General features: G+C 65.7%; 26 protein-coding genes and 1 pseudogene. 19 read left to right on the top strand and 8 right to left on the bottom strand.

Translation table 11 applies throughout. The features are described from left to right. Nucleotides 1–61: 61 nt before the first annotated feature. Nucleotides 62–982: a LysR family transcriptional regulator gene (locus FHP89_RS00330; RefSeq protein ID WP_144176474.1), complete on the bottom strand. Its 921-nt coding sequence runs from the start codon at nucleotides 980–982 to the stop codon at nucleotides 62–64. 126 nt (nucleotides 983–1,108) lie between these two features. On the opposite strand from FHP89_RS00330, the gene rnk reads away from it, so the two are divergent. Further along, a complete protein-coding gene (gene rnk, locus FHP89_RS00335) occupies nucleotides 1,109–1,468 on the top strand; it encodes a nucleoside diphosphate kinase regulator (RefSeq protein ID WP_144176475.1) in 360 nt (119 codons plus the stop codon). Nucleotides 1,469–1,613: 145 nt separating this feature from the next. Further along, nucleotides 1,614–2,348 carry an SDR family oxidoreductase gene (locus FHP89_RS00340; RefSeq protein WP_144176476.1) on the top strand — a complete coding sequence of 245 codons (735 nt, stop codon included), beginning with the start codon at nucleotides 1,614–1,616 and terminating at the stop codon, nucleotides 2,346–2,348. Here the strand turns inward: FHP89_RS00340 and petA are convergent. Further along, nucleotides 2,345–2,932, bottom strand: coding sequence for a ubiquinol-cytochrome c reductase iron-sulfur subunit (petA, locus tag FHP89_RS00345; RefSeq protein ID WP_144176477.1), 588 nt, complete (start codon nucleotides 2,930–2,932; stop codon nucleotides 2,345–2,347). The genes FHP89_RS00340 and petA overlap by 4 nt on opposite strands. A 283-nt stretch (nucleotides 2,933–3,215) precedes the next feature. After that, nucleotides 3,216–4,571, bottom strand: a complete 1,356-nt coding sequence (locus FHP89_RS00350) for a sigma-54 interaction domain-containing protein (RefSeq protein ID WP_144176478.1) — start codon at nucleotides 4,569–4,571, stop codon at nucleotides 3,216–3,218. A 70-nt stretch (nucleotides 4,572–4,641) separates the two neighbouring features. Between FHP89_RS00350 and cydP the strand changes: the two genes are divergently transcribed. From cydP to FHP89_RS00410, 12 genes and pseudogenes are all read left to right on the top strand, one after another. Continuing rightward, complete coding sequence (gene cydP, locus FHP89_RS00355; RefSeq protein ID WP_144176479.1) at nucleotides 4,642–4,932, top strand: cytochrome oxidase putative small subunit CydP; 291 nt, start codon at nucleotides 4,642–4,644, stop codon at nucleotides 4,930–4,932. Further along, nucleotides 4,922–6,478: a cytochrome ubiquinol oxidase subunit I gene (locus tag FHP89_RS00360; protein WP_144176480.1), complete on the top strand. Its 1,557-nt coding sequence runs from the start codon at nucleotides 4,922–4,924 to the stop codon at nucleotides 6,476–6,478. The genes cydP and FHP89_RS00360 overlap by 11 nt, the downstream gene beginning before the upstream one ends. 13 nt (nucleotides 6,479–6,491) lie before the next feature. Beyond that, nucleotides 6,492–7,631: a cytochrome d ubiquinol oxidase subunit II gene (cydB, locus tag FHP89_RS00365; RefSeq protein WP_144176481.1), complete on the top strand. Its 1,140-nt coding sequence runs from the start codon at nucleotides 6,492–6,494 to the stop codon at nucleotides 7,629–7,631. A 16-nt stretch (nucleotides 7,632–7,647) separates the two neighbouring features. Next, nucleotides 7,648–7,776 carry a cytochrome bd-I oxidase subunit CydX gene (cydX, locus tag FHP89_RS00370; RefSeq protein WP_144176482.1) on the top strand — a complete coding sequence of 43 codons (129 nt, stop codon included), beginning with the start codon at nucleotides 7,648–7,650 and terminating at the stop codon, nucleotides 7,774–7,776. After that, on the top strand, nucleotides 7,769–8,041 hold the full coding sequence (locus FHP89_RS00375; protein WP_144176483.1) for a cyd operon YbgE family protein: 273 nt from the start codon (nucleotides 7,769–7,771) through the stop codon (nucleotides 8,039–8,041). The genes cydX and FHP89_RS00375 overlap by 8 nt, the downstream gene beginning before the upstream one ends. Before the next feature lie 59 nt (nucleotides 8,042–8,100). Further along, nucleotides 8,101–8,532: pseudogene (locus FHP89_RS00380) on the top strand (globin domain-containing protein); the annotation flags it as partial. A gap of 175 nt (nucleotides 8,533–8,707) precedes the next feature. Beyond that, a complete protein-coding gene (locus FHP89_RS00385) occupies nucleotides 8,708–9,376 on the top strand; it encodes an MBL fold metallo-hydrolase (protein WP_144176485.1) in 669 nt (222 codons plus the stop codon). A 70-nt stretch (nucleotides 9,377–9,446) separates the two neighbouring features. Continuing rightward, nucleotides 9,447–11,033 carry a tetrathionate reductase family octaheme c-type cytochrome gene (locus tag FHP89_RS00390; protein ID WP_144176486.1) on the top strand — a complete coding sequence of 529 codons (1,587 nt, stop codon included), beginning with the start codon at nucleotides 9,447–9,449 and terminating at the stop codon, nucleotides 11,031–11,033. A gap of 3 nt (nucleotides 11,034–11,036) precedes the next feature. Then, nucleotides 11,037–11,684, top strand: a complete 648-nt coding sequence (locus FHP89_RS00395) for a cytochrome b/b6 domain-containing protein (protein WP_260851429.1) — start codon at nucleotides 11,037–11,039, stop codon at nucleotides 11,682–11,684. A 26-nt stretch (nucleotides 11,685–11,710) separates the two neighbouring features. Next, nucleotides 11,711–12,316 (top strand): rhodanese-like domain-containing protein, encoded by a 606-nt coding sequence (locus tag FHP89_RS00400; RefSeq protein WP_222105283.1) that lies wholly within the window; start codon nucleotides 11,711–11,713, stop codon nucleotides 12,314–12,316. A 112-nt stretch (nucleotides 12,317–12,428) separates the two neighbouring features. Next, nucleotides 12,429–13,076 (top strand): peroxiredoxin, encoded by a 648-nt coding sequence (locus FHP89_RS00405; RefSeq protein ID WP_144176487.1) that lies wholly within the window; start codon nucleotides 12,429–12,431, stop codon nucleotides 13,074–13,076. Between the two features lie 111 nt (nucleotides 13,077–13,187). Further along, on the top strand, nucleotides 13,188–14,183 hold the full coding sequence (locus tag FHP89_RS00410) for an SLAC1 anion channel family protein (RefSeq protein WP_144176488.1): 996 nt from the start codon (nucleotides 13,188–13,190) through the stop codon (nucleotides 14,181–14,183). 14 nt (nucleotides 14,184–14,197) lie between these two features. Here the strand turns inward: FHP89_RS00410 and FHP89_RS00415 are convergent, their stop codons facing one another. From FHP89_RS00415 to FHP89_RS00435, 5 genes are all read right to left on the bottom strand, one after another. Then, entirely contained in the window at nucleotides 14,198–17,758 is a 3,561-nt protein-coding gene (locus FHP89_RS00415; protein WP_144176489.1) for a bifunctional diguanylate cyclase/phosphodiesterase, read from the bottom strand. Between the two features lie 260 nt (nucleotides 17,759–18,018). After that, entirely contained in the window at nucleotides 18,019–18,435 is a 417-nt protein-coding gene (locus FHP89_RS00420) for a Fur family transcriptional regulator (RefSeq protein ID WP_144176490.1), read from the bottom strand. Nucleotides 18,436–18,537: 102 nt separating this feature from the next. Beyond that, nucleotides 18,538–19,533, bottom strand: coding sequence for a cytochrome-c peroxidase (locus FHP89_RS00425; protein ID WP_144176491.1), 996 nt, complete (start codon nucleotides 19,531–19,533; stop codon nucleotides 18,538–18,540). A gap of 249 nt (nucleotides 19,534–19,782) precedes the next feature. Further along, nucleotides 19,783–20,013: a sulfurtransferase TusA family protein gene (locus tag FHP89_RS00430; protein WP_144176492.1), complete on the bottom strand. Its 231-nt coding sequence runs from the start codon at nucleotides 20,011–20,013 to the stop codon at nucleotides 19,783–19,785. A 56-nt stretch (nucleotides 20,014–20,069) separates the two neighbouring features. After that, nucleotides 20,070–21,506 carry a M48 family metalloprotease gene (locus FHP89_RS00435; RefSeq protein ID WP_313791151.1) on the bottom strand — a complete coding sequence of 479 codons (1,437 nt, stop codon included), beginning with the start codon at nucleotides 21,504–21,506 and terminating at the stop codon, nucleotides 20,070–20,072. Between the two features lie 59 nt (nucleotides 21,507–21,565). Between FHP89_RS00435 and moaC the strand changes: the two genes are divergently transcribed. Genes moaC through FHP89_RS00460 form a run of 5 tightly spaced genes read left to right on the top strand, consistent with a single transcriptional unit; the run spans nucleotide 21,566 to nucleotide 25,934 of the window. After that, nucleotides 21,566–22,051 (top strand): cyclic pyranopterin monophosphate synthase MoaC, encoded by a 486-nt coding sequence (gene moaC, locus FHP89_RS00440; protein ID WP_144176494.1) that lies wholly within the window; start codon nucleotides 21,566–21,568, stop codon nucleotides 22,049–22,051. A 10-nt stretch (nucleotides 22,052–22,061) separates the two neighbouring features. Beyond that, nucleotides 22,062–23,201 carry an efflux RND transporter periplasmic adaptor subunit gene (locus FHP89_RS00445; protein ID WP_144176495.1) on the top strand — a complete coding sequence of 380 codons (1,140 nt, stop codon included), beginning with the start codon at nucleotides 22,062–22,064 and terminating at the stop codon, nucleotides 23,199–23,201. Next, nucleotides 23,201–23,929, top strand: a complete 729-nt coding sequence (locus FHP89_RS00450) for an ABC transporter ATP-binding protein (protein WP_144176496.1) — start codon at nucleotides 23,201–23,203, stop codon at nucleotides 23,927–23,929. The genes FHP89_RS00445 and FHP89_RS00450 overlap by 1 nt, the downstream gene beginning before the upstream one ends. 21 nt (nucleotides 23,930–23,950) lie before the next feature. Beyond that, nucleotides 23,951–25,462, top strand: a complete 1,512-nt coding sequence (locus FHP89_RS00455) for a CYTH and CHAD domain-containing protein (RefSeq protein ID WP_144176497.1) — start codon at nucleotides 23,951–23,953, stop codon at nucleotides 25,460–25,462. Nucleotides 25,463–25,481: 19 nt separating this feature from the next. Continuing rightward, complete coding sequence (locus FHP89_RS00460) at nucleotides 25,482–25,934, top strand: SixA phosphatase family protein (protein ID WP_144176498.1); 453 nt, start codon at nucleotides 25,482–25,484, stop codon at nucleotides 25,932–25,934. Nucleotides 25,935–25,938: the final 4 nt, after the last annotated feature.

The raw sequence follows: 25,938 nt of genomic DNA on the forward strand, positions 1-25,938 counted from the left end.
CAAACCTGCGCAGCGCAGGCGGTGATGCATTGTCCAGCATCATGCGACCGGCCACCAACGGTCAGGGCTGGCCGTCGTTTCGGTCGAAGCGATCCCAGTGGGGCTGCGGGCCGAAGCGCTCGAGCAGGAAGTCGATGAACACTCGCACTTTGGGTGCGAGGTGGCGCGTCGGCAGATAGACGGCGTAGGCGAAGCGTTCGACCGGCACGTATTCGGAGAGCACGGCTTCGAGCCGGCCGGCCTGCAGATCGGCGCCAACGATGAAGGTCGGCAGCAGGGCCACGCCCAGCCCGCCGAGCACCGCCTGCGACAAGGCCTCGTCGTCGTTGATGTGCAGCCGTCCCGACACCGGCACCACGATCTGCCCCTGCGGCCCGGAAAAATGCCACGCATCGCGGTCGTGGGTGTAGTGCAGGCAGTTGTGATTGACCAGATCTTCCGGCGTGCGCGGAACACCGTAGCGCCGGAAATACTCGGGCGTGGCGCACACCTTGCGGCGGATCGGCGCCAGCCGCCGCGCCACCAGCGCGGGCGCCGGTTCGGTGACGATCCGCACCGCCACGTCGTAGGCTTCGTCGGCCAGGTCGACGATACGGTCATTGATCGTCATGTCGGCGCTGAGTTCGGGGTAGCGCGCGAGGAAGTCAGGCAGCGCCGGGGCGATATGCAAGGTGCCGAAAGCCACCGAGGCGCTGATCCTGAGCACGCCGCGCGGCTCGGCCTGCAGGTGGCCGATGGTCTGTTCGGCGTCTTCGAGCTCCTGCGCAATGCGCGCGCAATGGGCGTAGTAGGCCGCACCGACTTCCGTCAGGCTCAGCCGGCGCGTGCTGCGGTTGAGCAGGCGCACGCCGAGCGAGGCCTCAAGCGCAGCCACCGCCTTGCTCAGCTTGGAGCGCGTGGCGTTCATGCGCCGAGCCGCTTCGGAAAAGCTCTTCGCCTCGACCACCCGCGCGAACACCAGCATGCCATCGACCTTGCTCATGACCTGTCCTTTGTCGCCAATTTGGCACCAATGCTGTGCCCTTTCGCGATCTTATCAATTTGGTCGGCCTCACCTACCATGGGTTCGGGATGCAGCGAAGCATCCGCACACATCTATGGAGAGGAAATGCGCAGCGACTACATCATCCTGGGCGACGCCGACTTTGTCCGGCTCATGGCACTCAACCCGGAGCCTCAATTGCGCGCCGAGCTCGAAGGCGCGGTGGTGATGCCGACCCGCGCCGTGCCGCGCGACGTGGTGATGCTGAACTCCCGTGTCCGCTACATCGATGACGCCACCGGGGTGTCCCGCGACATCGAAATCGTCTATCCCACCGACGCGGACGCCGCCGCCGGCAAGGTGTCCGTTCTTGCGCCGGTCGGTTCGGCGCTCATCGGTCTGTCGGTGGGCGAACAGATCGACTGGACCTTTCCGGACGGCCGCCGCATTCGCCTGCGGGTGGAAGATGTCCTGACCGACGCCTGAGCGCAGTCGGCCCGTCCTTCGCACCCGACCAACCGACGACGCCCGACCAGCAGCAGCTGCCGCCAGTCGGGCGTCGTCACGTCTGGCCCAATCGACCTACACTATCGGGTGAACGCCCTCCCCGATACTGCCAAGGACTTCACCAATGAAAGCCATTGTCACCGGCACCAGCCGCGGCCTGGGCGCCGCGCTTGCCACGACGCTGCTCGAACGCGGCATCCCCGTGCTCGGCCTGGCCCGCCAGCACAACCCGGCGCTGACACATGTCGGGCCGGGCTTGACACAGACCGCGCTGGACCTGTCGGACACCGACGCGCTGATGCACTGGCTGGCGAGCGACGAGATGGCCCACTTTCTGGCCGACGACGACGCCGTGCTGCTGATCAACAATGCCGGCACCGTCGAACCGGTCGGGCCGCTCGGCACGCAGGGCGGCGGCGCCATTGCACAAGCGGTGAGCCTGAACGTGACCGCGCCGCTACTGCTGGCCGATGCATTCGTGACCGCCACACCGGCCGCGCGCGACCGGCGCATCGTGCATGTGTCGAGCGGCGCGGCACGCAAGGCGTATGCGGGCTGGAATGTGTATGGCGCCACCAAGGCGGCGCTGGACCACCACGCCCGCGCGGTGGTCGAGGACGGTGTACCGGGGCTGCGCATTTGCAGTCTGGCGCCGGGGCTGGTCGACACCGATATGCAGCTGCAGGTGCGCAGCAGCGACGGCGCCCGCTTTCCGGCCCGTGAGCGCTTCGAGTCGCTCAAACGCGACGGCGCATTGATAGCGCCGGCGGTGTGCTCGGCGCAGTTGGTTCGCTATCTGTTGTCGGACGGTTTTGGCGCGGACGCGACCGCTGACTTGCGCGAACTGGCGTCCGCTTAGGCGGCGTCGTCGTCGGCGCCGATGATCAACCGGGTGTCGCTGAGGTATTTGTGCGGCGGCACTTCGAGGTTGTCGGGCGCGGGCTTGTGCAGATACACCCGGCCGGCCAGATCGAAGGTGGAGCCGTGGCAAGGGCACAGGAAGCCGCCCGGCCACTCCGCGCCCAGGCCGCTGGCTGCGCCGGTGCCGAACTTCTCGCTCGGCGAGCAGCCCAGGTGGGTGCAGATGCCTACCGCGACGAGGTAGCGCGGGTTGATCGACCGGTGGCGGTTTTGCGCATACGCCGGCTGCATGGGGTGAGCCGACGCGGGGTCAACGAGGTCGGCCTCGTTGCCCTCAAGACTGGCGAGCATGGTGTCGGTGCGATGCAGGATCCACACCGGTTTGCCGCGCCACTCGACTGTCATCATGTCGCCCGGGGCGAGTTTGCCGATGTCCACTTCCACTGGCGCACCAGCGGCACGTGCGCGCTCTGAGGGTGTGAGGCTGGCCACCAGCGGTACCGCCACGCCAGCGGTGGCGGCAGCGCCCACGGCAGAAGTCGCGATCAGCAAGCGACGGCGGTCGGCAAGTGTGTCAGTCATGAGTTCAGCACCTCGTTGTTCAGGTGGCGAACCCCGGCACCTGAACCCACACCTTGGGGGTTGGGGAGATCCATTTGGCGACTCGTGAAGAGCCAAATTGACGCGGGTGTGCGCCGGGGCTTGCCTGTACTTCCTTACTCAAGTCCCGTGCCAGAACCACAAAACAAGGATAAACCATTGATTAACAATGACTTATCCTCTTTCTCTTCGATGCCGAGATACGCCAAAACTGCCATTCAAGACACTAATTGGCAGTCAGGTGCTGTCACTTCCGACACATCGGTCAGTCGCCGGCATCCGATGCGGTGCGCCCCGCGAGTCCATGCGCTTTCAGCTTCCGGTACAGCGTGCGTTCGGACACGCCGAGTCGGGTAGCCAGCTGCCGGCGGCTACCGGGATGCTCGGCCAGGGCAGCTTGCAAGGCACGACGCTCCAGGCCAGCCAGGCCCTCGGTGCCGCGGCTGTCGTCGCTGGCGAGTGTGCGTGTTGGCGCGGTCAGCGGCGCGTCACAGAGTCCGGGCGGGAGGTGTTCGAGGCCAATTTCTTCGCCGTCGCACATCAGGCTGGCGCGCTCAAGAATATTGCGCAGCTCCCGCACATTGCCCGGAAAGCGATAGGCGCTCAGGCAGCGCAGCACGGCGGGTGACAGACGCAGGGTCCGCGACGGCGCCACACGCGTGAGCATGCTGGTCGCCAGTAGCGGAACGTCCTCGGCGCGATCGCGCAAGGCCGGGACCTCGATCGGGAAGGTGTTGAGGCGGTAGTAGAGGTCTTGGCGGAAACGGCCTTCGTCCACCATCTCGCGCAGCGATCGGTGCGTGGCCGACACCACACGGATATCGGCCGTGCGCAGTTCGGTGGCACCCACACGGCGGTAGGTGCCGGTCTCGAGCAGGCGCAGCAGCTTGACCTGCATGCCCAGGGGAATATCGCCGACCTCGTCGATGAACAAGGTGCCCCCGCTGGCCACTTCGACCAGACCCGGCTTGCGCGCCGTGGCGCCGGTGAAAGCGCCGCGCTCGTGACCAAACAGCTCGCTCTCGAACAAGGTTTCGGGCAGCCCGGAGCAATCGACGGCGATGAAGGGGCGATCGGCGCGGTGGCTGGCTTCATGCAGGGCGTTGGCGACCAACTCCTTGCCGGTACCGGACTCGCCCTGCAGCAACACCGTGGCCTCCGACGGCGCCACACGCGCCAGCAACCCGAGCATGGCCTGGAAGCGCGGTGCGCGTCCGACCAGGCCGGCCCGGTCAGACAGGCCACGTGCCACCTTGAGCGGCTCCATTTTCTCGACGAAAAACGCCACCTCTCCGCCCGCCTCGCGCACCGGCGACAGCTCGATGTTCACATACGCCTCGCCCTTGGGGGTGTGATGCAGGTGCAGCACCCGCTCGCGCTGGCCGGACGCGAGGCTGCGCGCCAGCGGGCAGCTCTCGCCGGCCTGATCGCAGGGCACCGAATAGTGATGCGAGACCTCGTAGCAGGTCCGCCCGATGACGCTGTGGGTCACGTCGTTGGCCTGCCGGTAGGCCGAATTGGCGGCCAGGATGCGGTAGTCCCGATCAAACAGGATGTGTGGCTCGGGCAGCGTCTCGAGAAAGGATTTCAGTTCGATCAGCGGGCGGGGGTCATGGGCCATGGTGCGCTGCCAGAGTTGTCAGTCGTACTGCCAATAATCTGCCGCTGCCAGTCACGCGTCAAGCGTTGAGATGACGATCAACGTACGCAATGCCTTGTTTTACATCAAGAATCGCATCAGCACAGCGCCTGGCACGCGTCTTGTAAGACGTGTAGCGACAGATAAGGAACACCAAGGCATGAAAGACCGACAACTTGCCCGTGAGCTGATCCTCATCGTGATCGTCAAGGTGATCGCGATTGCCGCCCTGTGGTGGGCCGTGGTGCGCGATACGAACACGACCGTGACCCCGCAGGCCATGGAAACGCGGATCAACCAGGGCGCGCAACCCACTTCGCAAGGACATCCTCATGATCAGTGAACAACTCGTCGACCTGTCGCGGCTGCAGTTCGCCGCGACCGCGATGTACCACTTCCTGTTCGTTCCGCTCACGATCGGGATGACGTGGATTCTGGTCATCATGGAGTCGGTCTATGTGATGACCGGCCTACCCATCTACAAGGACATGACCCGCTTCTGGGGCAAGCTGTTCGGCATCAACTTTGCCCTCGGCGTCACGACCGGCATCACGCTGGAGTTTCAGTTCGGCACCAACTGGGCTTACTACTCGCACTACGTCGGCGACATCTTCGGTGCGCCGCTGGCGATCGAGGGCCTGATGGCCTTCTTCCTGGAATCGACCTTCATCGGTCTGTTCTTCTTCGGCTGGGACCGCCTGTCGCGCAAACAGCATCTGCTGGTCACGCTGATGATGGCGATCGGCACCAACCTGTCGGCGCTGTGGATCCTTATCGCCAACAGCTGGATGCAGAATCCGGTCGGCGCCGAGTTCTCGGCCACCACCATGCGCATGGAGATGGTGGATTTCTGGGCCGTGGTGTTCAACCCGGATGCCCAGGCCAAGTTCGTGCATACGGTGTCGGCCGGTTACGTGACCGGCGCCATGTTCGTGCTCTCGATCAGTGCCTGGTATCTGCTGCGCGGGCGTGACGTGGCCTTCGCCAAGCGATCGTTCCGCATCGCCGCCGCCTTCGGGCTGGCTTCGGCGCTATCGGTCGTCGTGCTCGGCGACGAGTCCGGCTACACCGTCGGCGAAGCCCAGCAGACCAAGCTGGCGGCGATGGAGGCAATGTGGGAGACCGAGCCGGCGCCGGCCGGGCTCAAGCTCATCGCCGGCATCAACGAGGCGGAGATGAAGAACGACTGGGAGATCGAGATCCCCTGGGTGCTGGGCCTGATCGGCACCCGCTCGACCGACACCGTGCTCCCCGGCCTCAAGGAGATCCTGGTCCAGAACCGGGCGCGCATCGTCTACGGCATCGACGCAGTCAAGGCCCTCGAGGCGGTCCGCCGCAACCCCGACGATAGTGCCGCGCGGACACGGCTTCATGCTCACCAAGCGGATCTGGGCTTCGGGCTGCTGCTCAAGAAATATGTGACCGACATGGACCAGGTCACCCCCGAGCTGATCGACCGGGCGGCCGCCGACACCATCCCGCGCGTCACCCCGCTGTTCTGGACCTTCCGGCTGATGGTGGCGCTGGGCTTTGCGCTCATTGCGCTGTTTGGACTGGCGACCTGGTACGCGGTCAAGGGCAATTTTGCCGAGCAGCGCTGGCTACTGCGCTGGGCGCTGTGGTTCCTGCCGATGCCGTGGATCGCCTGCGAAATGGGCTGGTTCGTGGCCGAGTACGGCCGCCAGCCCTGGACCATCTACGGCGTGCTGCCCACCCATCTGTCGGTCTCGACCCTGTCGGTGGAGTCGCTCTACGGATCGCTGGCGGGCTTCGTCGGCTTCTATACCGTCCTGCTCATCGTCGAGATGTACCTGATGGTGAAGTTCGCCCGGCAAGGCCCCGGCAGCCTGGGCACCGGCCGCTATCTGAACGAAACCGCATCCGCCTGAAGGAGTTGAAGACATGATCATCGATTACCCGACCCTCAAGGTCATCTGGTGGCTGCTGGTAGGCGTTCTGCTGGTGGGTTTTGCCATCATGGACGGCCACGACATGGGGGTAGGCTCCCTGCTCCCCTTCGTCGGCCACAACGACGTCGAACGGCGCGTCATCATCAACACCGTCGGCCCGCACTGGGACGGCAACCAGGTGTGGTTCATCACCGGCGGCGGCGCCATCTTTGCCGCCTGGCCGCTGGTCTATGCCACCGCCTTCTCCGGTTTCTACTGGGCCATGCTGGCGGTGCTGTGGGCGCTGTTCTTCCGCCCGGTGGGGTTTGACTATCGCAGCAAGATCCACCACCCGGCGTGGCGCAGCACCTGGGACTGGGGCCTGTTCGTGGGCGGCGCGGTGCCACCGCTGATCTTCGGCGTGGCCTTCGGCAATCTGCTGCAGGGGGTGCCCTTCCATTTCGACAACACCCTGGCGTCCTACTACACCGGCAGCTTCTGGGGACTGCTCAATCCCTTTGCCTTGCTGTGTGGCGTGGTCAGCACCGCGATGATCACCTTCCATGGCGCCATCTACCTGATGCACCGCACCGAGGGCGATATTTATCAGCGCAGCCGAACCGCGGTTCTGCTGTTCGGCGGGTTGTTGCTGGTCGGCTTCAGTCTCGCCGGCGTGTGGCTGCAATGGATTCCGGGCTATGCCATCACCTCGGTGATCGACCCCGCCGCCCTGCCCGACCCGCTCGCCAAAGAGGTAGTCCGAGCCGCCGGCGCCTGGATGCACAACTACCAGAGCCATCCCGCCACCATCGCAGTGCCGGCGCTCGCCTACCTGGGCATCATCGCCGCCCTGCTGCTGGCCGCAAAGGGGCGCACGCTGGCCGCCTTTGTCGCCTCGTCGATCGGCACGGCCGGCGTCATCGGCACGGCCGGTGTGTCGATGTTCCCGTTCATCCTGCCGTCCTCGACCACCCCCAACGCCAGCCTCACGGTGTGGGACAGCGTCTCGAGCCATCTGACGCTCACCATCATGTTCTTCGCCACCCTGATCTTCATGCCAATCATCGTTGCCTACACCAGTTGGGCCTACAAAGTGATGTCCGGCAAGGTCACCGCCGCCTATGTGCGCGAAAACAGCCACTCCGCCTACTGACTTCGAGGAGACCCGCATGTGGTACTTCACCTGGATTCTTGGCATCGGCTTCGCCGTGCTCCTGGCCATTCTCAACGCCCTGTGGGGCGAGCATGAAGACGCTCGCCAGTCGTCCCTCGCCCCCGACGGCCGTCCCGATGACTGACGCACCCGCTGCGTCCGCGCGCATCGCCTGGCTGCCGCTGCTCGCCGCCATCGCCATCGCGCTGGGCATCACCGCCAACCCCCGCTGGCTGACCGACAGCGCCGGCCATGCCGACCACGGGGCCGCGCTGGCGCTGTTCTGGGCCATGAGCGCCGGCTTCGTACGCGGCGTCGGGTTCGTGCCGCGTTTGCCGCCCCTGCGCTGGCTGCTGTCCGGCACGGCCTGCAGCGTCGGCGTGTTGCTGGCGCTGTGGCGGCTCGGGTGACACCCCCGCCATCCCTTCCGACAACTGGAGATTTTCATGACTGAACCGAACTCGTCGATCGCCTCTATGTGCACATGGCCGAACGCCCCGACGCCCGCCCGGTGTGGCGGATGCATCACAGCGATCTGGCCGAGACCAAAGCCCGTCTGCGCGCCTTTCTCTCCGGCTGGCTGGGCGGCCCCGATCGCTTCACCGCCCGCTATGGCATGCCGCGCATGCGACGTCGCCATCTGCCGTTCTCGATCGGCTGCAGCGAGCGCGACCAATGGCTGCAATGCCTGCGCATGGCGCTCGACGACACCGTGCCGGACACCGCCTTGCGGGCGGCGCTGGATGCCGCATTCACGGCCATGGCGGACCACCTGCGCAATCGCACCGAGCCAGACGCCGATCGCCACCCCCTGACCGGCGCATGCCTCGCATCGCCCGGTCGCACACCCGCGCCCGACGACGCCGCATGGCGGCCATGCCAGCCCGACTGCCATCAATGACAGCAGACGCTGCCAACAGCCTCGCACTGCCACTGCCATCCACCTCCACCGACCGCCGGCCGTGCGTCTAACCCGCTGTTTTACTGCGGGTATTTCATGATGCAGTCCGTGGCACGGAACTTGATACAAGCGACTCAAGACGTCCTCGCTTGCGCGACCGCTCAAGGATTGCGGCATGTACTTTCGCCAGATTTTCCATTCGCCCAGCCACTCGATCGGCTACCTGCTGGCCGACATGAGCGCCTGCGACGCGGTGCTGATCGACCCGCTGCCCGAGCAGTCCGAATTGCTGCTCGCGCTGCTGCAGGAACGCGACCTGCGCCTGCTCTACGTCCTGCGCACCCACATGCACTCGCCCGAACAGGGCCACTGCGGCGAGCTGTGCCGCTTCACCGGCGCCGAACTGGTGGTGGGGATCGACTCGCCCTACGACGGCCCGACGCAGCGCAAGGGGCATGGCGAGACGGTGGTTTTCGGCAATGAGGTGCTGCGGGTGCTGACCACGCCGGGGCACACCCCCGATTCGGTGTGCTTCCTGTGGCGCGACCGCCTGTTCTGCGGCGACACGCTGGAGATCGGCGGCTGCCGCCTGGATGCCGCGCAGAGCGACCCCGGGCAGTTGTACGACAGCGTCACCCAGCGGCTCTTCCTGCTGCCGGGCGAAACGCTGATGTTCCCCGGTCATGACTTCAACGGCCGCACCGTGAGCACCATCGCCGAGGAGCGCCACCGCAATGCCGCCTTCTCGGCCGGCAGCCGCGAGCGCTTCCTGACCGCCAATGCCCCACGGCCCGGACATGCCGTTCTGCCCGGCCTGAGTCCCCCATCCCCCCACAGCCCCTAGGGCGCCACGCATCATCCACACCACTGCAGAGCGCCCGGCCAGAGGCGTCTTACGAGGAGACAAAAACATCATGCGACACCGAGCGATACACGCCCTCTTCGCGCTCGCCGTGCTGATGGCCGGCACGGCCGGCGCCAGCGGCAAGGCATCGACCGCCGACCACAGCAAGTTCGAGGCACTGGCCGGCCCCTTCGACAGCGGCCCGGCGGTCACCCGCGCTTGCCTCAAATGCCACACCGAGGCCAGCCACCAGATCATGCAGACCCGCCACTGGACCTGGGACTACGCCAACCCGGCCACCGGCCAGCGCCTGGGCAAGAAGACCATGGTCAACGCCTTCTGCATCGGCGACCAATCCAACGAACCCTTCTGCCAGTCCTGTCACATCGGCTATGGCTGGAAGGACAAGCACTTCGACTTCAGCGACGCCAACAAGGTCGATTGCCTGGCCTGTCACAACACCGGCGAGTACACCAAACCTTTCGGCTTTGCCGGCAACCCGGTCACGGTGCGCAGCGAGTATCCGCCGGGCTCGGGCAAGTTCGTCGAACCGATCGACCTGGCCAAGATCGCCCAGGCCGTCGGCCCCACCCGCCGCGACAACTGCGGCGCCTGCCACTACAACGGCGGTGGCGGCGACGGCGTCAAGCATGGCGACCTGGACTCCTCGCTCAACACCGCGACGCACGAGCTCGATGTGCACATGGACAAGGACGGGCTGAACTTCAGCTGCAGCGACTGCCATGTGAGCGACCAGCACGCCGTGGCCGGCAGCCGCATCGCGATGACCGCCGCCGACCCGCACCCGGCCCTGCTGCGCGGCGAAAAGTCCGAGCGCAATCCGGCCGCCTGCCAGGCCTGCCATGGCGACAAGCCGCACAAGGAAAACCTGCTCGCCGCCGAACGCCTCAACGCGCACACCGACACCCTCGCCTGCCAGACCTGCCACATCCCGGCCTTCGCGCGCGGCGGCGTGTCCACCAAGATGGCCTGGGACTGGTCGCAAGCCGGCCAGCTCAGCGCCGAGGGCAAGCCCTTCCAGAAAAAGGACGAGCACGGCCATGTGATCTACGACAGCAAGAAGGGCGCCTTCGTCCATGGCCAGAACGTGACGCCGGCCTACCAGTGGTTCGACGGCCGGGTCACCTACACCTTGCAGGACGACACCATCGACCCGACGACCCGGGTGCCGATCAACGTCTTCCATGGCGCGCCGGGCGCGCCGGACGCCCGCATCTGGCCGGTCAAGGTCTTCCACGGCCGCCAGCCCTACGACACCGAGCGCAAGACGCTGCTGGTGCCCAATGTGGCGGTGCCGGGCGATACGTCGTTTTGGTACAACTTCGACTGGCCCAAGGCCCTGGCCGCCGGCGCCGACGCCACCGGCGCCCCCTTCAGCGGCAAGTACGACTTCGTCGACACCCAGATGCTGTGGCCGATCACCCACATGGTCGCGCCCAAGGAAAAGGCCGTCGCGTGCCACGAATGCCATGCCGACGGCGGCCGCCTGGCCGGCATCGAGGGCGTCTATATCCCCGGCCGCGACCGCAGCCCCTGGCTCGACCGCCTCGGCTGGCTCGCCGCCCTGGCCGCCCTGCTCGGCGTCAGCCTGCACGCCATCGCACGCATCCTGACCCATCTGCGCAAGGAGGACTGAGCCATGTCGCACACCACCCCGATGACGCGCATCTACGTCTTCAAACGCTACGAGCGCTTCTGGCACTGGTCCCAGGCCGTGCTGGTGATCCTGATGCTGGTCACCGGTTTCGAGATCCACGGCAGCTACCACAACCTCGGCTTCGAGCGCGCGGTGCGCCTGCACACGCTGTCGGCCTGGACGCTGCTGGCGCTGTGGGCCTTCACCATCTTCTGGCAATTCACCACCGGCGAATGGCGCCAGTACATCCCCACCGCCAGCAAGCTGGTGGCCATGGCGCGCTACTACATGTTCGGCATTTTTGTCGGTGCCCCTCACCCCTATCACAAGACCGCGCTCAAGAAGCACAACCCGCTGCAGCGCCTCGCCTATCTGGTGCTGCTGGCGCTGGTCTCACCGATCATCTGGGGCTCCGGGTTGCTCTACCTGTTCTATGCCTACTGGGGCGGCCTCGGGCTGGACCGCTGGCTCAGCCTGGAACAGGTGGCCACGGTGCACACCGCCGGCGCCTTCATGATGCTGGTGTTCGTCATCGCCCATGTCTATCTCACCACCACCGGCCACACGGTGTTCGCCCACATCAAGGCGATGATCACCGGTTGGGACGAGGTGGAGGAAGACCTGCGCGCCACCCCCGAAAAAACACACTGACATTTTCATTGAAAAAGGAGATTCCCATGCCCCGCCACTTTCCCACTGCGGTCGGTATCGTCCTCACCCTGGGCCTTGCCGCCCAGTGCCTCGCCGCCGATGCCCCGACCGACCCGAAACAGCAGACATCGTGGGGCCTCTATGTCGACTCACGCGAGGCCTACGAGATGAAGACCGGCCCCGGCGGCGACGCCGTGTTGCTGGTGGATGTGCGCGACCCGGTCGAGATCATGTTCACCGGCTTCACCGACGTGGTGGATGTGAACATCCCCTTCATGACGGCCGACCGCAGCCGCTGGAACGACAAGAAGAACGTCTTCCTGATGCAGCGCAACGAAGACTTCGCCCCAGCCGTCGCCCGTGCGCTCGCCGCGCGCAAGCTCGGCAAGGACACGGCCATCGTCCTCATGTGCCGCTCCGGCGGCACGCGCGGCGCGCCCAGTGCCAAGGCCCTGGAGGGGCAGGGCTACGAGCGGGTCTATGTGGTGGTAGACGGCTTCGAAGGCCGCACTATCAAGGACGGCGAACGCAAGCACTGGCGGCTCGTCGACGGCTGGAAGAACGCCGGCCTGCCGTGGAGCTACACCCTCAACAAGGCCAAGATGGCCGCGCAAGACGGCGCTCCCCGGTAAGCCCACCCCGATGGTCGTGGCCTATGCCACCCATAGGCAGAATCGACTTCACTGTAAATTAGCATTTACTTATATTTAGTTCATCATCAATCACCGCAACAAGGAGTCAATGATGGAACCGCAAGCCCCCTGCCCCGCCTTCCCCAGAATCAACGAACCCGCACCCGCCTTCAAGGCCGAGACCACCTTCGGGCCACGCAGCCTTGAAGACTATCGTGGCAAATGGTTGATCCTGTTCTCGCATCCGGCCGATTTCACGCCGGTGTGCACCACCGAGTTCATGGGTTTCGCCCGCGCCGCCGACACCTTCCGCAGCATGAACTGCGAGCTGCTCGGCCTGTCGATCGACAGCCTGTTCTCGCATCTGGCCTGGACGCGCAGCATCAAGCAGAACTTCGGCGTCGACATCACCTTCCCGATCATCGAAGACCTGAAGATGGAGGTCGCCAAGGCCTACGGCATGATTCACCCGGGCGCCGGTGATACCTCGGCGGTGCGTGCCACCTTCTTCATCGACCCCGAGGGCAAGCTGCGCGCGATGGTCTACTACCCGATGAGCAACGGCCGCTCGATCGATGAGTTCGTCCGCCTCCTGCAGGCGCTGCAGACCAGCGACGCCCACGGGGTCGCCACACCGGAGAACTGGAAGCCGGGCGAGGCGGTCATCGTGCCGCCCCCCAAGACCGCCGAAGCCGCCGAAAAGCGGGCCTCGGAGGGCTATGACTACGTGGACTGGTATTTCTCCAGGAAATCGCTGTAACCCGGCCAGAGCGCGGCGGCGTCGCATCAAGCCAGCGTTGCCGTGCTGCCTCGGTCCATCCGCCGAGGCCACTGGCCCGACCTTGCCACTTCACTTACGCCGGATCCCGACATGAGCACAGCAAACCCCACCGACACACCTGCCGCCCCCGCCATCGAGAGCGCCCGACTGGCGCACTTTCCGGTCGCCCTGTTCTCCACCGTCATGGGCTCGGCCGGCCTGGCCATTGCCTGGCAGAAGGCGGGGCATCTGCTCGGCTGGCCGGCAGTCGTCGGCCAGGCGCTGACCGTGCTGGCCACGGGCCTGTTCGTGCTGATCGCGCTGCTCTACACGCTCAAGCTCTTGCGCTACCCGGAGGCCGTCGCCGCCGAGCGCCGCCATCCGGTCAGGATGAACTTCTTCCCCACCTTTTCCATCGGCATCCTGCTGCTGGCCATCGCCTGGTATGGTGCCGCGCCCGAGGCGGCCCGCTGGCTGTGGGCAATCGGTGCGGTGCTGCACCTGGGCTTCACACTGATGGCCATGAACAGCTGGATCCACCACACCCACTATGAGGTGACGCACCTCAACCCGGCATGGTTCATTCCGGTGGTGGGCAACATCATCGTGCCGGTGATCGGCGTGCATGTCGCGCCGCCCGAGGTGTCGTGGTTCTTCTTCAGTATCGGGCTGGTGTTCTGGATGGTGCTGATGGCGATCGTGATGTACCGCCTGTTCTTCCATGCGCCACTGGCCTTGCGTCTGACGCCCACCCTGTTCATCCTGTTGGCGCCGCCATCGGTGGGCTTCATCGCCTACCTGAACCTGACCGGCGAACTCGACGCCTTCGCCCGCGTGCTCTACTACACGGCGCTGTTCCTGGGCATGTTGCTCGCGTCCAACGCGCTGCGCTTCTTCCGTGTGCCCTTCTTCGTCTCGGCCTGGGCCTATTCCTTTCCGCTGGCCGCGCTGTCCATCGCCACGCTTCGCATGGCCGAGGCCACCGGTCTGGACGGCCTGCGCTGGCTGGGCGCGGCGCTGGTGGTGCTGACTACGGCAGTGATCGCCTTCCTCATGCTGCGCACACTGCGCGCCATCACCGCGGGCGCGATCTGCCAGCCGGAATAACCCAGCCCGCCAGCCTACACGGTGGCGGGCACCGCCTCCGCCGTGGGTGCGGCCGGCGGCACACCATCGCCCAGCACCGCCAACAAGGCGTTGAGGCGTTCAAGGAACGCTTTGCGGGCACGGAGCATGTCGGCACACAGCGCATCCCGATCCCGCCCCGAGGCCACGCCGTAAGTCTGAGCGAGCGCATCGGCAAGGCGGTACAGCCGGCGATGCGCCGGCCCGATGGCGGCAAACTCGGGCAGGTGTCCATAGCGTATCTGCCCCTCGCCGGCATACCACTGGGCAAAACGGTGCAAGGCCGGATCATCCTTGAGCGGCGGGGTCGTCTCGGTGTCGGGCGCCAGGCTGGCCACAAGCTGATCGAGCCACTGGCGGTGATGAAACTCCGCCGCGTACAGCGGCAGGTCGTCCCGCAGCCAGGGCATGTCGCTGACCTGCTGCCAGGCGACCGGCTGCCGGTAGCTGCGAATCCACTCCGGTAGCGCCTCCGCCGGCATCGGCCGCGCAATGCCGTAGCCCTGGCCCAGGTGGCAGCCGACTCGCAACAACAGCTTGCCGTGGTCCTCAGACTCAACGCCTTCGGCGATCACCTGACGCCGGAACGCGCGGCTGAGCCCGACGATGCCCTCAACGATGGTGAGATCGTCCGCATCGCTGAGCATGTCGCGCACGAAGGAGCGGTCGATTTTCAGCGTGTCGGCGGGCAGCTGCTTGAGATAGGTCAGCGAGGAGTAGCCGGTGCCGAAGTCATCGAGCGACACCGACACGCCCAACGCGCGGCACTGGGTAATGATCTCGGACACTTTCGAGACATCGTCGAGGGCGGTGGTTTCGAGCAGTTCAAGCTCGATCAGCGAGGCCGGCACCTCGGGATGGTTGCGCAGATGTTGCTCCAGATGCGCAGCGAAATCCTGCTGCTGCAGGTGCGCACCGGAAATATTGATGCTGACCTTGATCTGCAAGCCCTGGCGCAGCCATTCGGATAGCTGGCGCATGGCATCGCCGATCACCCACTCGCCCAGCGGAATCGCCAGGTCGCCGTCATCGACCGCCGGCAGGAAGGCCGCCGGCGGCAACAGGCCACGCTTGGGATGCGCCCAGCGGATCAAAGCCTCGGCCCCCACCACACGCCCCTCGCGCATGTCGACCTTGGGCTGATAGTGGAGCACGAACTCGCCAGCCGAGATCGCCCGGCTGATGCGGCTGACCGTCTGGCGATGGGCCTGCATCTGGCGGTTCTGCTCGGCATCGAACAGGTGATAGCGGCCGCGCCCCTGCTCCTTGGCAAAGTACATCGCGTGGTCGGCGTGGCGCAGCAGGGTGTCGGCATCGACATCGTCCATCGGGTACAAGGTCACGCCAATGCTGGCTGACACGGCCGCCGTGTCGCTACCCGACACGGTGTAGGTGTCCTTCAGGCCCTCGCTCAGGCGCTCGAGCGCATGTTCGCAGGCCAGCGCGTCGTCAATGCCGTTGAGCAGTACCACGAACTCGTCGCCGCCCAGGCGCGCCACGCTGTCGCTGTCGCGCAGCAGGCTCTTGAGGCGATCGGCCACCTGGATCAGCAACTGGTCGCCCGCAGCATGGCCGAAACGATCGTTCACCGGCTTGAAGCCGTCCAGGTCGAGATAGCACACCGCCAGCCGCGTGTCGGTTCGCCGGGCCAGCGCCATGGCCTGGGCCAGGCGGTCGGCCAGCAGGCTGCGGTTGGGCAGCCCGGTCAGCGCATCGTAATGGGCCATGCGTTCGAGCTTTTCCTGCTGCTCGACCATCTTGGTGATGTCGCTGAACACCGCAATGTAGCGGCGCGTTCCGCCGTCGCCATCCGGCACCGCCGAGATCGTCTCCATCTGTGCATACAAGGCGCCATTCTTGCGCCGGTTCCAGATCTCGCCGCGCCAGAAGCCCGTGCGCTTGAGCTCGGCCCACATGGCGGCGTAAAAGGCCGCATCGTGCCGGCCCGATTGCAGCAGGGCCGGCGTCTTGCCGAGGACCTCGTCGCGGCGGTATCCGGTGACCACGGTAAACGCCGGATTGACGTCGATGATCCGCTGGTGTTCGTCGGTAATGATGATGCCTTCGTAAGCATGATCGAAGACACTCGCCGCCAGCGCGATCTTGGCATTGGCTTCATGCTGATCAGTGATGTCGCGGTTGACCCCCACCATGCGCAGCGGGCGACCGGCCGGATCGACCTGGGCGGAGCCATGCGCCTCGACATGGCGGACCCGCCCATCCGGCAGACAGATGCGGAACACCGAATCGAAGACCCCACCCCGGGTGATCGCTGCCTGGATCGCCGCCTGCACACGGGTGACATCGTCCGGATGCACGCAGCGCTGCCAGTCGGTCAGCCGGCCGAAGAACTGTGTCTCGTCCATCCCGTACAGCTGAAGCATGCGCGCATCCCAGATCACCCGCCCCTGGGTCAGGTCGATTTCCCAGGTGCCGATCCCGGCAGAGTCCTGCGCCAGTTCGAGTCGCTCGGTGGCTTCGCGAATATCGGCGGTCATGGCCATCGCCCTCGCCTCCACCCGTCGGCGCTCGGTGCCGAGTGACCAGATCACCATGAACAGCAGCACATCGACCAGCAGGCCGCCGACGGCGATCATTTCGGGCTGGCGGCTCGACATGGCCGCTTCGAAACGGGGGGTGCTGTAGAAGGTCGCACTCCAATCCCGCCCTGGCAAGGACAAGGTAGCCGTCTGACGGCGAACCGCAGCATCGAGCGCAACCGCCGTATCGCTGGCGTAGAGCAGGGTCTCGGCATTCTGGCTGTCGCCATCGTGCAACACGAAGCCGACGTCCGGGGTGTCGCCACCGAGAATGCCGCGCATCAGGTCGGCCATGCGGAACGGGCTGTACACATACCCGATCAATGCGGCGCGGCGCGCCTCGACCGTCTCGTCCGGGGCGCCCGCCCGATACACCGGCAAATAGACGAGAAAGCCGGCCTGCACATCTTTCGCCGTCTCCTGCATCAGCGTCACCCGACCCGACACCGCCGGCAGCCCGGTGTCGCGGGCATGGTCCATCGCCGCTCGACGCATCGGATTCGAATACATGTCGTAGCCGAAGGCACGGCGATTGCGCCAGTCGAATGGCTCGAGATAGACGATCGCGCTATAGACGTCCCGCGCGCCCACGGGCGTGACGGCATAGTCGTCAAACCCCTCCGCCCGCACACTGTCAATATGGGCCGCCAATTGCTCCGGCGGCAACATCACCGCATAGCCGACGCCCTGAATACCGGGAAAATGACGCTGGATTTCGAGGCCACTGACAAAGGTGTGCCACTCCGTACGGGTGGCCGGACGCCCGAGCGACGCGACCATCGCCACCCCGCCTCGCAGGACCTGCTCGTACTCAAGCATCCGCCCGAGAATGCGCTGACGGGCATCTTCGACCTCGTAGGCAAACCGGTCGGCCGCACGGCGTTCGACATAGGTCTGCGAGATATACCAACCGATCGCGGTGATCACCAGTGACACGGCAAGCACGACCCAGGCGGTCACTTCGTTGTGGAAGCGGCTAGCGATGGTGGGGGGAGATTCGGCGTTTGTCTGGCGCATGCAGTGTCGGGGGCTCGGGCGTTGTTGTCTGGCGGGACCGCAGCACGCCACGGCCAGTGCCCTCAACCGGGGCGTGGCTAATCAACGACCGCCGAACAAGCATTCTTGAATGCCCACGCCGCGCCCAGAAAAGCCGCCCCGCATCGACGAATCCGCCGTGGGGTGGGGTTTGCGGCCGATCACACCCAGCACGGCCACGCCGCGCGTCAGTCTGCGCCACAAGCTTTTACACTTGCGCGGCGGCGCCCCCTGCCGCAGCGTCAGCTGGCGGCGGTGCGCACCCGAATGATGACGTCAACCTCTTCGAGCGTGAGGCCGGACGGCAACTCCGGCATACCGACCACCTGCAGTTCGTCGGCCGCCACATCGGTGAGTTGCCCGCTGTCCTCGTTGTACAGATGGTAGTGAGGCGCCGTATTGGAGTCGTAGACGACGCGCTCCCGATCGACGATGAGCTCTCTGACCAATTTCTTTTCCCTGAACAGTTTGAGCGTGTTGTAAACAGTCGCCCGCGAGGTCTCGGGAACATGCTCGCGCACCGCGCTGAAGACCTGGTCGGCAGACATGTGGGCCGGTTTCGACAACATGACGTGCGCAATCTCCACGCGCTGCAAGGTGACCGGGATGCCGGCCTCTCGCAGCCGATCGGCCATCTGTCGGTGGATTGAAGTGTCCATCAAATGTCTCCGTCGGGAACGCGGCCATCTGCGTGTGGCCTGTCCGGCGATGCCGGCGCTGCCTAAGTGTAGGCGGCCGCGGCCCGACGGTCCAGACGGGTCTCAGAACGGCTTCGGCCGCGGCGTGCTGTCGCTCGACGGCGCCAGGATCGGCAGCGTGAAGCTGGGCTGGTCGCCGGTCAGCGTCTTGAGGAAAGCCACGATGCTGGCGTTTTCCTCGGCATTGAAGGTGCGTCCAAGCTGCAGGCGCCCCATGATGTCGACCGCCTCGGTGAGCGTATTGGCCGCGCCATCATGGAAGTACGGGTAGGTCATTTCCACATTGCGCAGCGTCGGCACCTTGAAGCTGAACCGGTCGATATCCTGCCCGGTGACCGCCGAGCGCCCCTCCGCCGGGCTGGTCGCCTTGTACGGCTCGACCACGCCCATCTTCTGGAAGGAATTTCCGCCAACCGCCGCGCCGTTGTGGCAGGCCACACAGCCGCTGCTTTTAAAGAGCTGATAGCCCACCTGCTCCTGCGCCGTCAGCGCATCGGCCTTGCCGAGTAGCCATTGGTCGAAGCGCGAATTGGGCGTGACCAGGGTCTTTTCGAACTCGGCGATGGCCGAGGTCACCTGTTCAATGTCGATCTTGCCCGAACCGAACACTTGGGCAAACTCGCGCACATAGCCCGGGATCGACTCCAGCACGTTGACGGCCAGGGTATGGGTGAAGCCCATCTCACCCGGATTGGCGATCGGACCACCGGCCTGTGCCTTCAGGTCAGCGGCGCGGCCGTCCCAGAATTGCGCCACGTTCAGGCTGGAGTTGAGCACCGTGGGCGCGTTGATCGGTCCCTGCTGCCATTTGTCGCCGATCGAGGTCGGGATGTTGTCGGTGCCCCCCATCGACAGGTTGTGGCAGGAGTTGCAGGAGATGAAACCGGACTTGGACAGGCGCGGGTCAAAGTAGAGCTTCTTGCCCAATTCGACCATACCGAGGTTGATGTTCTGTGGCGGCCGGATGACCTCGATCGGTTCATCCGCGGCGGGCGCCGCCGCAAACAGGGGCGCGCTCAGCGCGCAGGCGATGGCAAGGGCAATTTGCGAGCGTTTCATGATGGACATCCTCCAGCACAAGAAAATGACGGCGAATCGGGCAATCGGCTCTGAAGGGTGATGTCATTTTTTAGACTTGTTCTAAATGCTGGAGTGATTTAACGCCCGGCGGCCACCCCCAATATTGATCTGCATCAGAAACGCAAAAATATCGACGCTGTCGCCGCAGCGCGGCCCGGCCAGTCGCTTCGCACAAAAAAACGCCCCGGCGTCGGGGCGTTGTCGGACGAAGCGTATGGCGGGCACGCGCTATTTGCGCCGCAGGAAGAACTCAAAGGTGCTCTCGCCCACGGCCTCGCTCTTGAGCAACTCGTTGCCGGTCTGGCGGGCAAAGGCTTCGAAGTCTTTCACCGAGCCGGGGTCGGTCGCCTGCACGCGCAGCACCTGCCCGGCCGCCATCTCCGAAAGCGCTTTCTTGGCCCGCAGGATCGGAAGCGGGCAGCTCAACCCGCTCGCGTCTACTTCTTTGTCGACATTCATGTCAGCTCATTCCTTGTGGCGTTAGCGCAGCATTCTAGAGCGATGCGGCGCGCGCGTCACCGGCCGTCGCGACCGCGCCAGGCGCGTTCGTCATCATAGCGGGCGCGAAACTCTCTTAAGCGGGCATCCATCGCAGACTGCGTATAAAAATCGGCCTTACCTTCGCGTAGCGCAATTTCGAGCTGCCCGGCGGCCGAAGACCACGCGCCCTGCAAGGCGTAAACCTCGGCCTGGGCGCGATGCGACTCGCTCACGTTGCCGCTGGCCTGATAGGCCTTGGCCAGACGCGTCCAGCTATGGAAATCGTCCGGGCGTGTCGTGGTGGCCTCTCGCAGTTCGGCAATCGCGGTCTTCAGATCGCCCGCAGCGATACGGGCGTCAGCAAGCAAATAGCCCAGATAGCGGGCCTGCGGATAGGTGGTGACGGCGGGTTTCAGGCGCGAGATGGCGGCCGCAAAGTCACGCCGCGCCATCGCCAGTTCGGCGCCCAGCGCGACGATCATGGCGCTTTGCTGCGCCTTCGGAAAATCACGCCAGGCCGCCTCGGCGCGATCCAGCTCATTCGCCCGCAGCGCGGCATGCACATAGGCGTAGCGCTGCGCGGCGGTCGGCTGCGTGGCTTTTTCCCAGGCCCGCGTTTCACGACGGAACACGTCTGGCGCGGCCCCTTCGAGCGTAGAGAGCCGGGCCTGAACCAAGGTGAAATCATTCGAACTGGTCACCTGCCGATAGCGCCCGCCTTCAACCCGGTTGCCCATGTCCGCGATCCGCTCGGTGGTCAGCGGGTGGGTGCGCAGATAAGCCGGGGCGTTGTTTTCGTACAGGCGGGTTTCCTGCTGCAGGCGCTCAAAAAAACTGGCCATCTGGCGGGTATCGAAACCCGCCGCGTCCAGCGTCTGCAGACCAATCCGGTCGGCCTCGCGTTCGAACTCGCGGGTGTAACCGAGCTGATTCTGGATGCCGGCGGCGGTGCCGCCCGCCACCGCCGCCTGAGCGATCTGGTCGCTGCTGCGTGCGGCGAGCACCGCCACCAGCAAAGAGGCCAGCATGATGATGCTCGACTGGCTTTGCTTGCCCACCAGGCGGGCGATGTGGCGCTGCTCGACGTGGGCAATTTCGTGCGCCACCACCGAGGCCAACTCCGACTCGCTGCGTGCCGACAGAATCAGGCCAGTGTGCAGGCCGATGTAACCGCCGGGCATCGCAAAGGCGTTGAGCGTCGGGTCGCGCAAGGCAAAAAACTGATAGCTGCCGCCGCTTTTGGTGGCCGCCACCAGGCGACCGCCCAGGTCGGTGAGATAGGACTCGACCTGCGGATCATCCAGATAGGAGGGCTCGCGCCAGCGTATTTCGCGGATGATCTGCTCGCCGATACGGCGTTCAGCCGCTTCCGACAGATCGGCCGCAGACGACTCACCCAGATCCGGCAAACCGGCCGCCACGCTCTGCACCGAGAGCACCGCACTGAGCCCGAAGGCTAGGATTCGTTTCATCATGGTGGTGCTATGATACCCGCGCCCTTAAACAGTTCCGCACCCGCGGCAGACGCATCATGACGCAAGGCTTTACTCATTTCGACGCCGACGGCCAAGCGCACATGGTGGACGTCGGTGCCAAGGCCGAAACCCGCCGCATCGGCATCGCCGAAGGGCGCATCACGATGGCCCCGGAGACCTTTGCCATGGTGCAGTCCGGCAGCGCCAAAAAAGGCGACGTGATCGGCATCGCGCGCATCGCCGCCATCCAGGGCGCCAAACGCACGGCCGACCTGATTCCGCTGTGCCACCCGATTCCGCTGACCCGCGTCACCGTCGACTTTGCGCTCGACGCCGCCGCCCACACCATCACCTGCACCGCCACCGCCGAAACCGTCGGCCGCACCGGGGTGGAGATGGAAGCGCTCACCGCCGTGCAGGTCGGCCTGCTCACCATTTACGACATGTGCAAGGCGGTCGATCGCGGCATGACCATGGACAGCATCCGCCTGCTCGAAAAGCAGGGCGGCAAGTCAGGACACTGGCGCGCCGACGCCACCTGACCGGCGCCGGATGAAACGCCTCCTCTGGCTCGCACTCATCGCCGCCCTCGCCTACGGCGGCTTCTACTTCTGGCAGACGCAAACGCAAGCGCCGACCGGCCCGCAGTGGCGCACCGCCACCGTTGACCGCGGCCCACTGGTGCGCAGCATCAATGCCAGCGGCCCGGTGCGACCGGTGGTGCTGGTCAAGGTGGGCACGCGCATTTCGGGCAATATCGCCAAGCTCAACGCCGACTTCAATCAAGCCGTGAAGCAAGGCGAGATTCTGGCCGAATTGGACACCGCACTGATCCGCGCCGCGCTGGCACAGATCGAGGCCGAGATCGCCGCCGCGCATGCCGAGCGCGCGCTGGCAAAAACACAGCACGCACGCAACGTTCGCCTGGTCGATCAGGGCTTCATCGCCGCCAGCGTGCTCGACGAGTCCGCCGCCGCGCTGGCCGCGCGCAGCGCGCAAGTCGACCAGCTTGAGGCCCGCAAACGTCAGGAGCTGACCAACCTCGACCACGCCATCATCCGCGCGCCCATCGACGGCGTGGTGGTGGCGCGCGATGTCGACCTCGGCCAGACCGTGGCCGCCAGTTTCCAGACACCGACGCTGTTCCAGATTGCCGGCGACCTCACCCACATGCAGATCGAAACCCGCGTGGCCGAAGCCGATGTGGGCGAACTGAAAGTTGGCCAGCCGGCCAGCTTCACGGTCGACGCCCATCCGAGCCTGCATCGCAGCGCGCAGGTGCGGCAGATCCGCCTCAACCCGACCATCGAACAGAACGTAGTGACCTACAACGTGGTGCTCGACACCGACAACGCCGACGGCCTGCTGCTGCCGGGCATGACGGCGCAAGTAAACATCGAACTGGCCCGTCGCGACGACGTATTGCGCGTGCCCAACGCCGCCCTGCGCTTTCGCCCGCCCGCCGACAAAACGGCCGAAGCCCCCGACGCCAAGCCGCACAGCAAGGGCCCGACGGTGTATCGCGCCAAGGGCCAGGCGCTCGAAGCGGTCAGCGTGCAGCTCGGCGCGACCAACGACACCCACACCGAGCTGCTCGACAGCCCGCTGGCCGCAGGCGACGCCATCGTGATTGGCGAGCGTAGCGGCGGCAATGCCGAGGGGCGCGGCAACTTCCGCCTGCGCCTGCACTGATGGCAACCCACGCCGACGCGGCGCTGGTGATGCAGGGCATCGGCAAGTGCTACCAGTCGCCGGGGCAAGCGCCCGTCGATGTGCTGCATGCGCTGGATCTGAGCCTCGCCCCCGGTGACTTCGTGGCCTTGATGGGCCCGTCCGGCTCCGGCAAATCCACGCTCATGAACCTGCTCGGCTGCCTCGACACGCCGTCTGCCGGTAGCTATCGCATCGGCGACACGGCGGTCGAAGGTCTGTCCGGCGACGCCCTCGCCGCCTTGCGCAACCGCTTCTTCGGCTTCGTGTTCCAGGGCTTTAACCTGCTGCCGCGCGCCAACCTGATCGACAACGTCGCCCTGCCGCTGATGTACGCCGGCCTCTCGCACCGCGAACGCCAGAAGCGCGCCATTGCCATGCTCGATCGGGTCGGCCTCGGCGGCTTGGGCGAGCGGACCCCAGCGCGCCTGTCCGGCGGCCAGCAACAGCGCGTGGCCATCGCCCGCGCACTGGCCAATGAACCGGCCTGGGTGCTGGCCGACGAGCCCACCGGCAACCTCGACTCGACCACCTCGGCACACATCATGGCACTGTTCGATACGCTCAACAGTCAGGGTGTGTCGATCATCATGGTCACCCACGAAGAAGACGTGGCCGCCCATGCGCGACGTGTCATCCGCCTGCAAGACGGGCGCATCCAGTCCGACGTCTCGGCCGGCGCCGCCGGCAATCATCAATCTGTCACATAAACACAAGACAATGGTGGCCTCATGAGTACCGAAACCGAACTCAAACTCGCCCTCGCCCCCGATGCGATCCGCGCCCTGCGTCGCCATCCGCTGGTCACCGGCGCCGAAAAACTCGGCAACGCACAAACCCTGATCAACACCTATTTCGACACCGCCGAGCTGACCCTGCACAAGGCGCGCATCGCCGTGCGCACCCGCAAGCAAGGCAACACCTGGCTGCAGACCATCAAGTGCGCGGCAAACTCGGCCGGCGGTCTCTCGTCGCGCCCCGAGTGGGAACAGCCCTACAGCGCCGAGTTCGATTTCTCGCAGATAGACGCCCCACCCGTGCGCAAGCGGCTCGAGGCCCTCGCCGGCGAGATCCAGCCGGTGTTCACCACCACTTTCAAGCGCGAAACCCGACGGCTGACGCCCTCGCCCGAGGTTGAAGTGCTGATGATGATCGACCAGGGCCAGATCGACGCCGGCGAGCGGAAAGCACCGATCAGCGAAGTCGAGCTGGAGCTGGTCCGCGGCAACGCGCAAGACCTCTTCGCCATCGCCGGCACACTGGCCGAGCGCGTGGCCCTGATGCCCACCGACCGCAGCAAGGCCGAGCGCGGCTACCGCCTGTTTCTCGATACACCCGACGCTCCGCGGCAAGCGGCCAAGTCGGCGATTCACGCCAAACAGTCGCCCCTCGACGCTTTCCGCACCCTGGCCTTCGACGGCCTGCAGCAGTGGCAGGAAAACACCCTCGGCGCCCTGGTGCATGACGACCCGGAATATGTCCACCAGCTGCGCGTGGCGCTGCGCCGGCTGCGCTCACTGATCCGCCTGTTCGGCCCCGTCCTGCCCGACGCCTTCGCCGAGCGCTGGACCGAAGTCTTGCGCGACACGGCCGCCGACCTCGGCGACACCCGCAATATCGACGTACTGCTGTCCGACATTCTCGACCCCGCCGAGCCCGAACCGCTGATGGGCGCCACGCTGACCGATCCGCTGCGCGCCCATGCACTCGCCCTGCGCGACGCCGCCCGCGCCGACGCACAGACCCGGCTGACCCACGCCGACCACGGCCAGCGCATTCTCGGTTTTGCCGCCGACATCCATCAGCTCAACGGCGACGCCCTCAACGCCGCCGCCGACCTCACCGCCTTTGCCCGGCTGCAACTGGCCACCCTGCGCAAACGCGCCCGCAAGCGCTTCACCACGGCCGACATTCTCGACCCCGATCAACTGCACGATCTGCGGGTCAGCCTCAAGCAACTGCGCTACGGCATCGAGTTCTTCCGGCCGCTGTTCGGCGGCAAGGACGTCAAACAATACCTGGCCGGCGTGCGTCAGGCACAGGCCGACCTGGGCTACCTGAACGACGCGGCCATCGCCCGCAGCCTGATGCTCGACTGGGCCGATCGCGAACCGGCGCTCATCGGCCCCGCCCACTTCACCATTGGCTGGCACGCCCCGCTGTACGCCCGCACACGGCGGCGCGTCCTGCTCGAAATCGAAGCCCTGCTGACGGGCAAAACCCCGTGGCGCGCCAGTCGCTGACGCCACCACCGAGGACACCATGGACTTGTTGTTGTGGCGCCACGCCGAAGCCGTTGACGGCACCCCCGACCTGACCCGCGAGCTCACCGAGCGCGGCCACAAACAGGCCAAGAAAATCGCGCAGTGGCTCAGCGAAAACCGCCCCAAACACCTGCGCACGCTGGTCAGCCCGTCGCTGCGTACGCGGCAGACGGTGGCTGCCTTTTCGGACAAATTCGAGATCGTGCCGGCGCTCGCGCCCGACATGGGCGTGCCGGACATCCTCGCCGCCACCGGCTGGCCCGAAGGCCGGGGTGCCGCACTGCTGGTTGGCCACCAACCCTCACTCGGCCGTCTGGCCGCCTTGCTGCTATCGGGCAGCGAAGCCGACTGGACGATCAAGAAAGGCGCCCTGTGGTGGTTCAGCAACCGCGTGCGCAACGGCGAAACCCAGACCGTGCTGCGCGCCGTGATCTCGCCCGACCTGCTGTAAAGTT

The organism is Denitromonas ohlonensis, assembly GCF_007625205.1.
GTDB classification, from domain to species: domain Bacteria; phylum Pseudomonadota; class Gammaproteobacteria; order Burkholderiales; family Rhodocyclaceae; genus Nitrogeniibacter; species Nitrogeniibacter ohlonensis.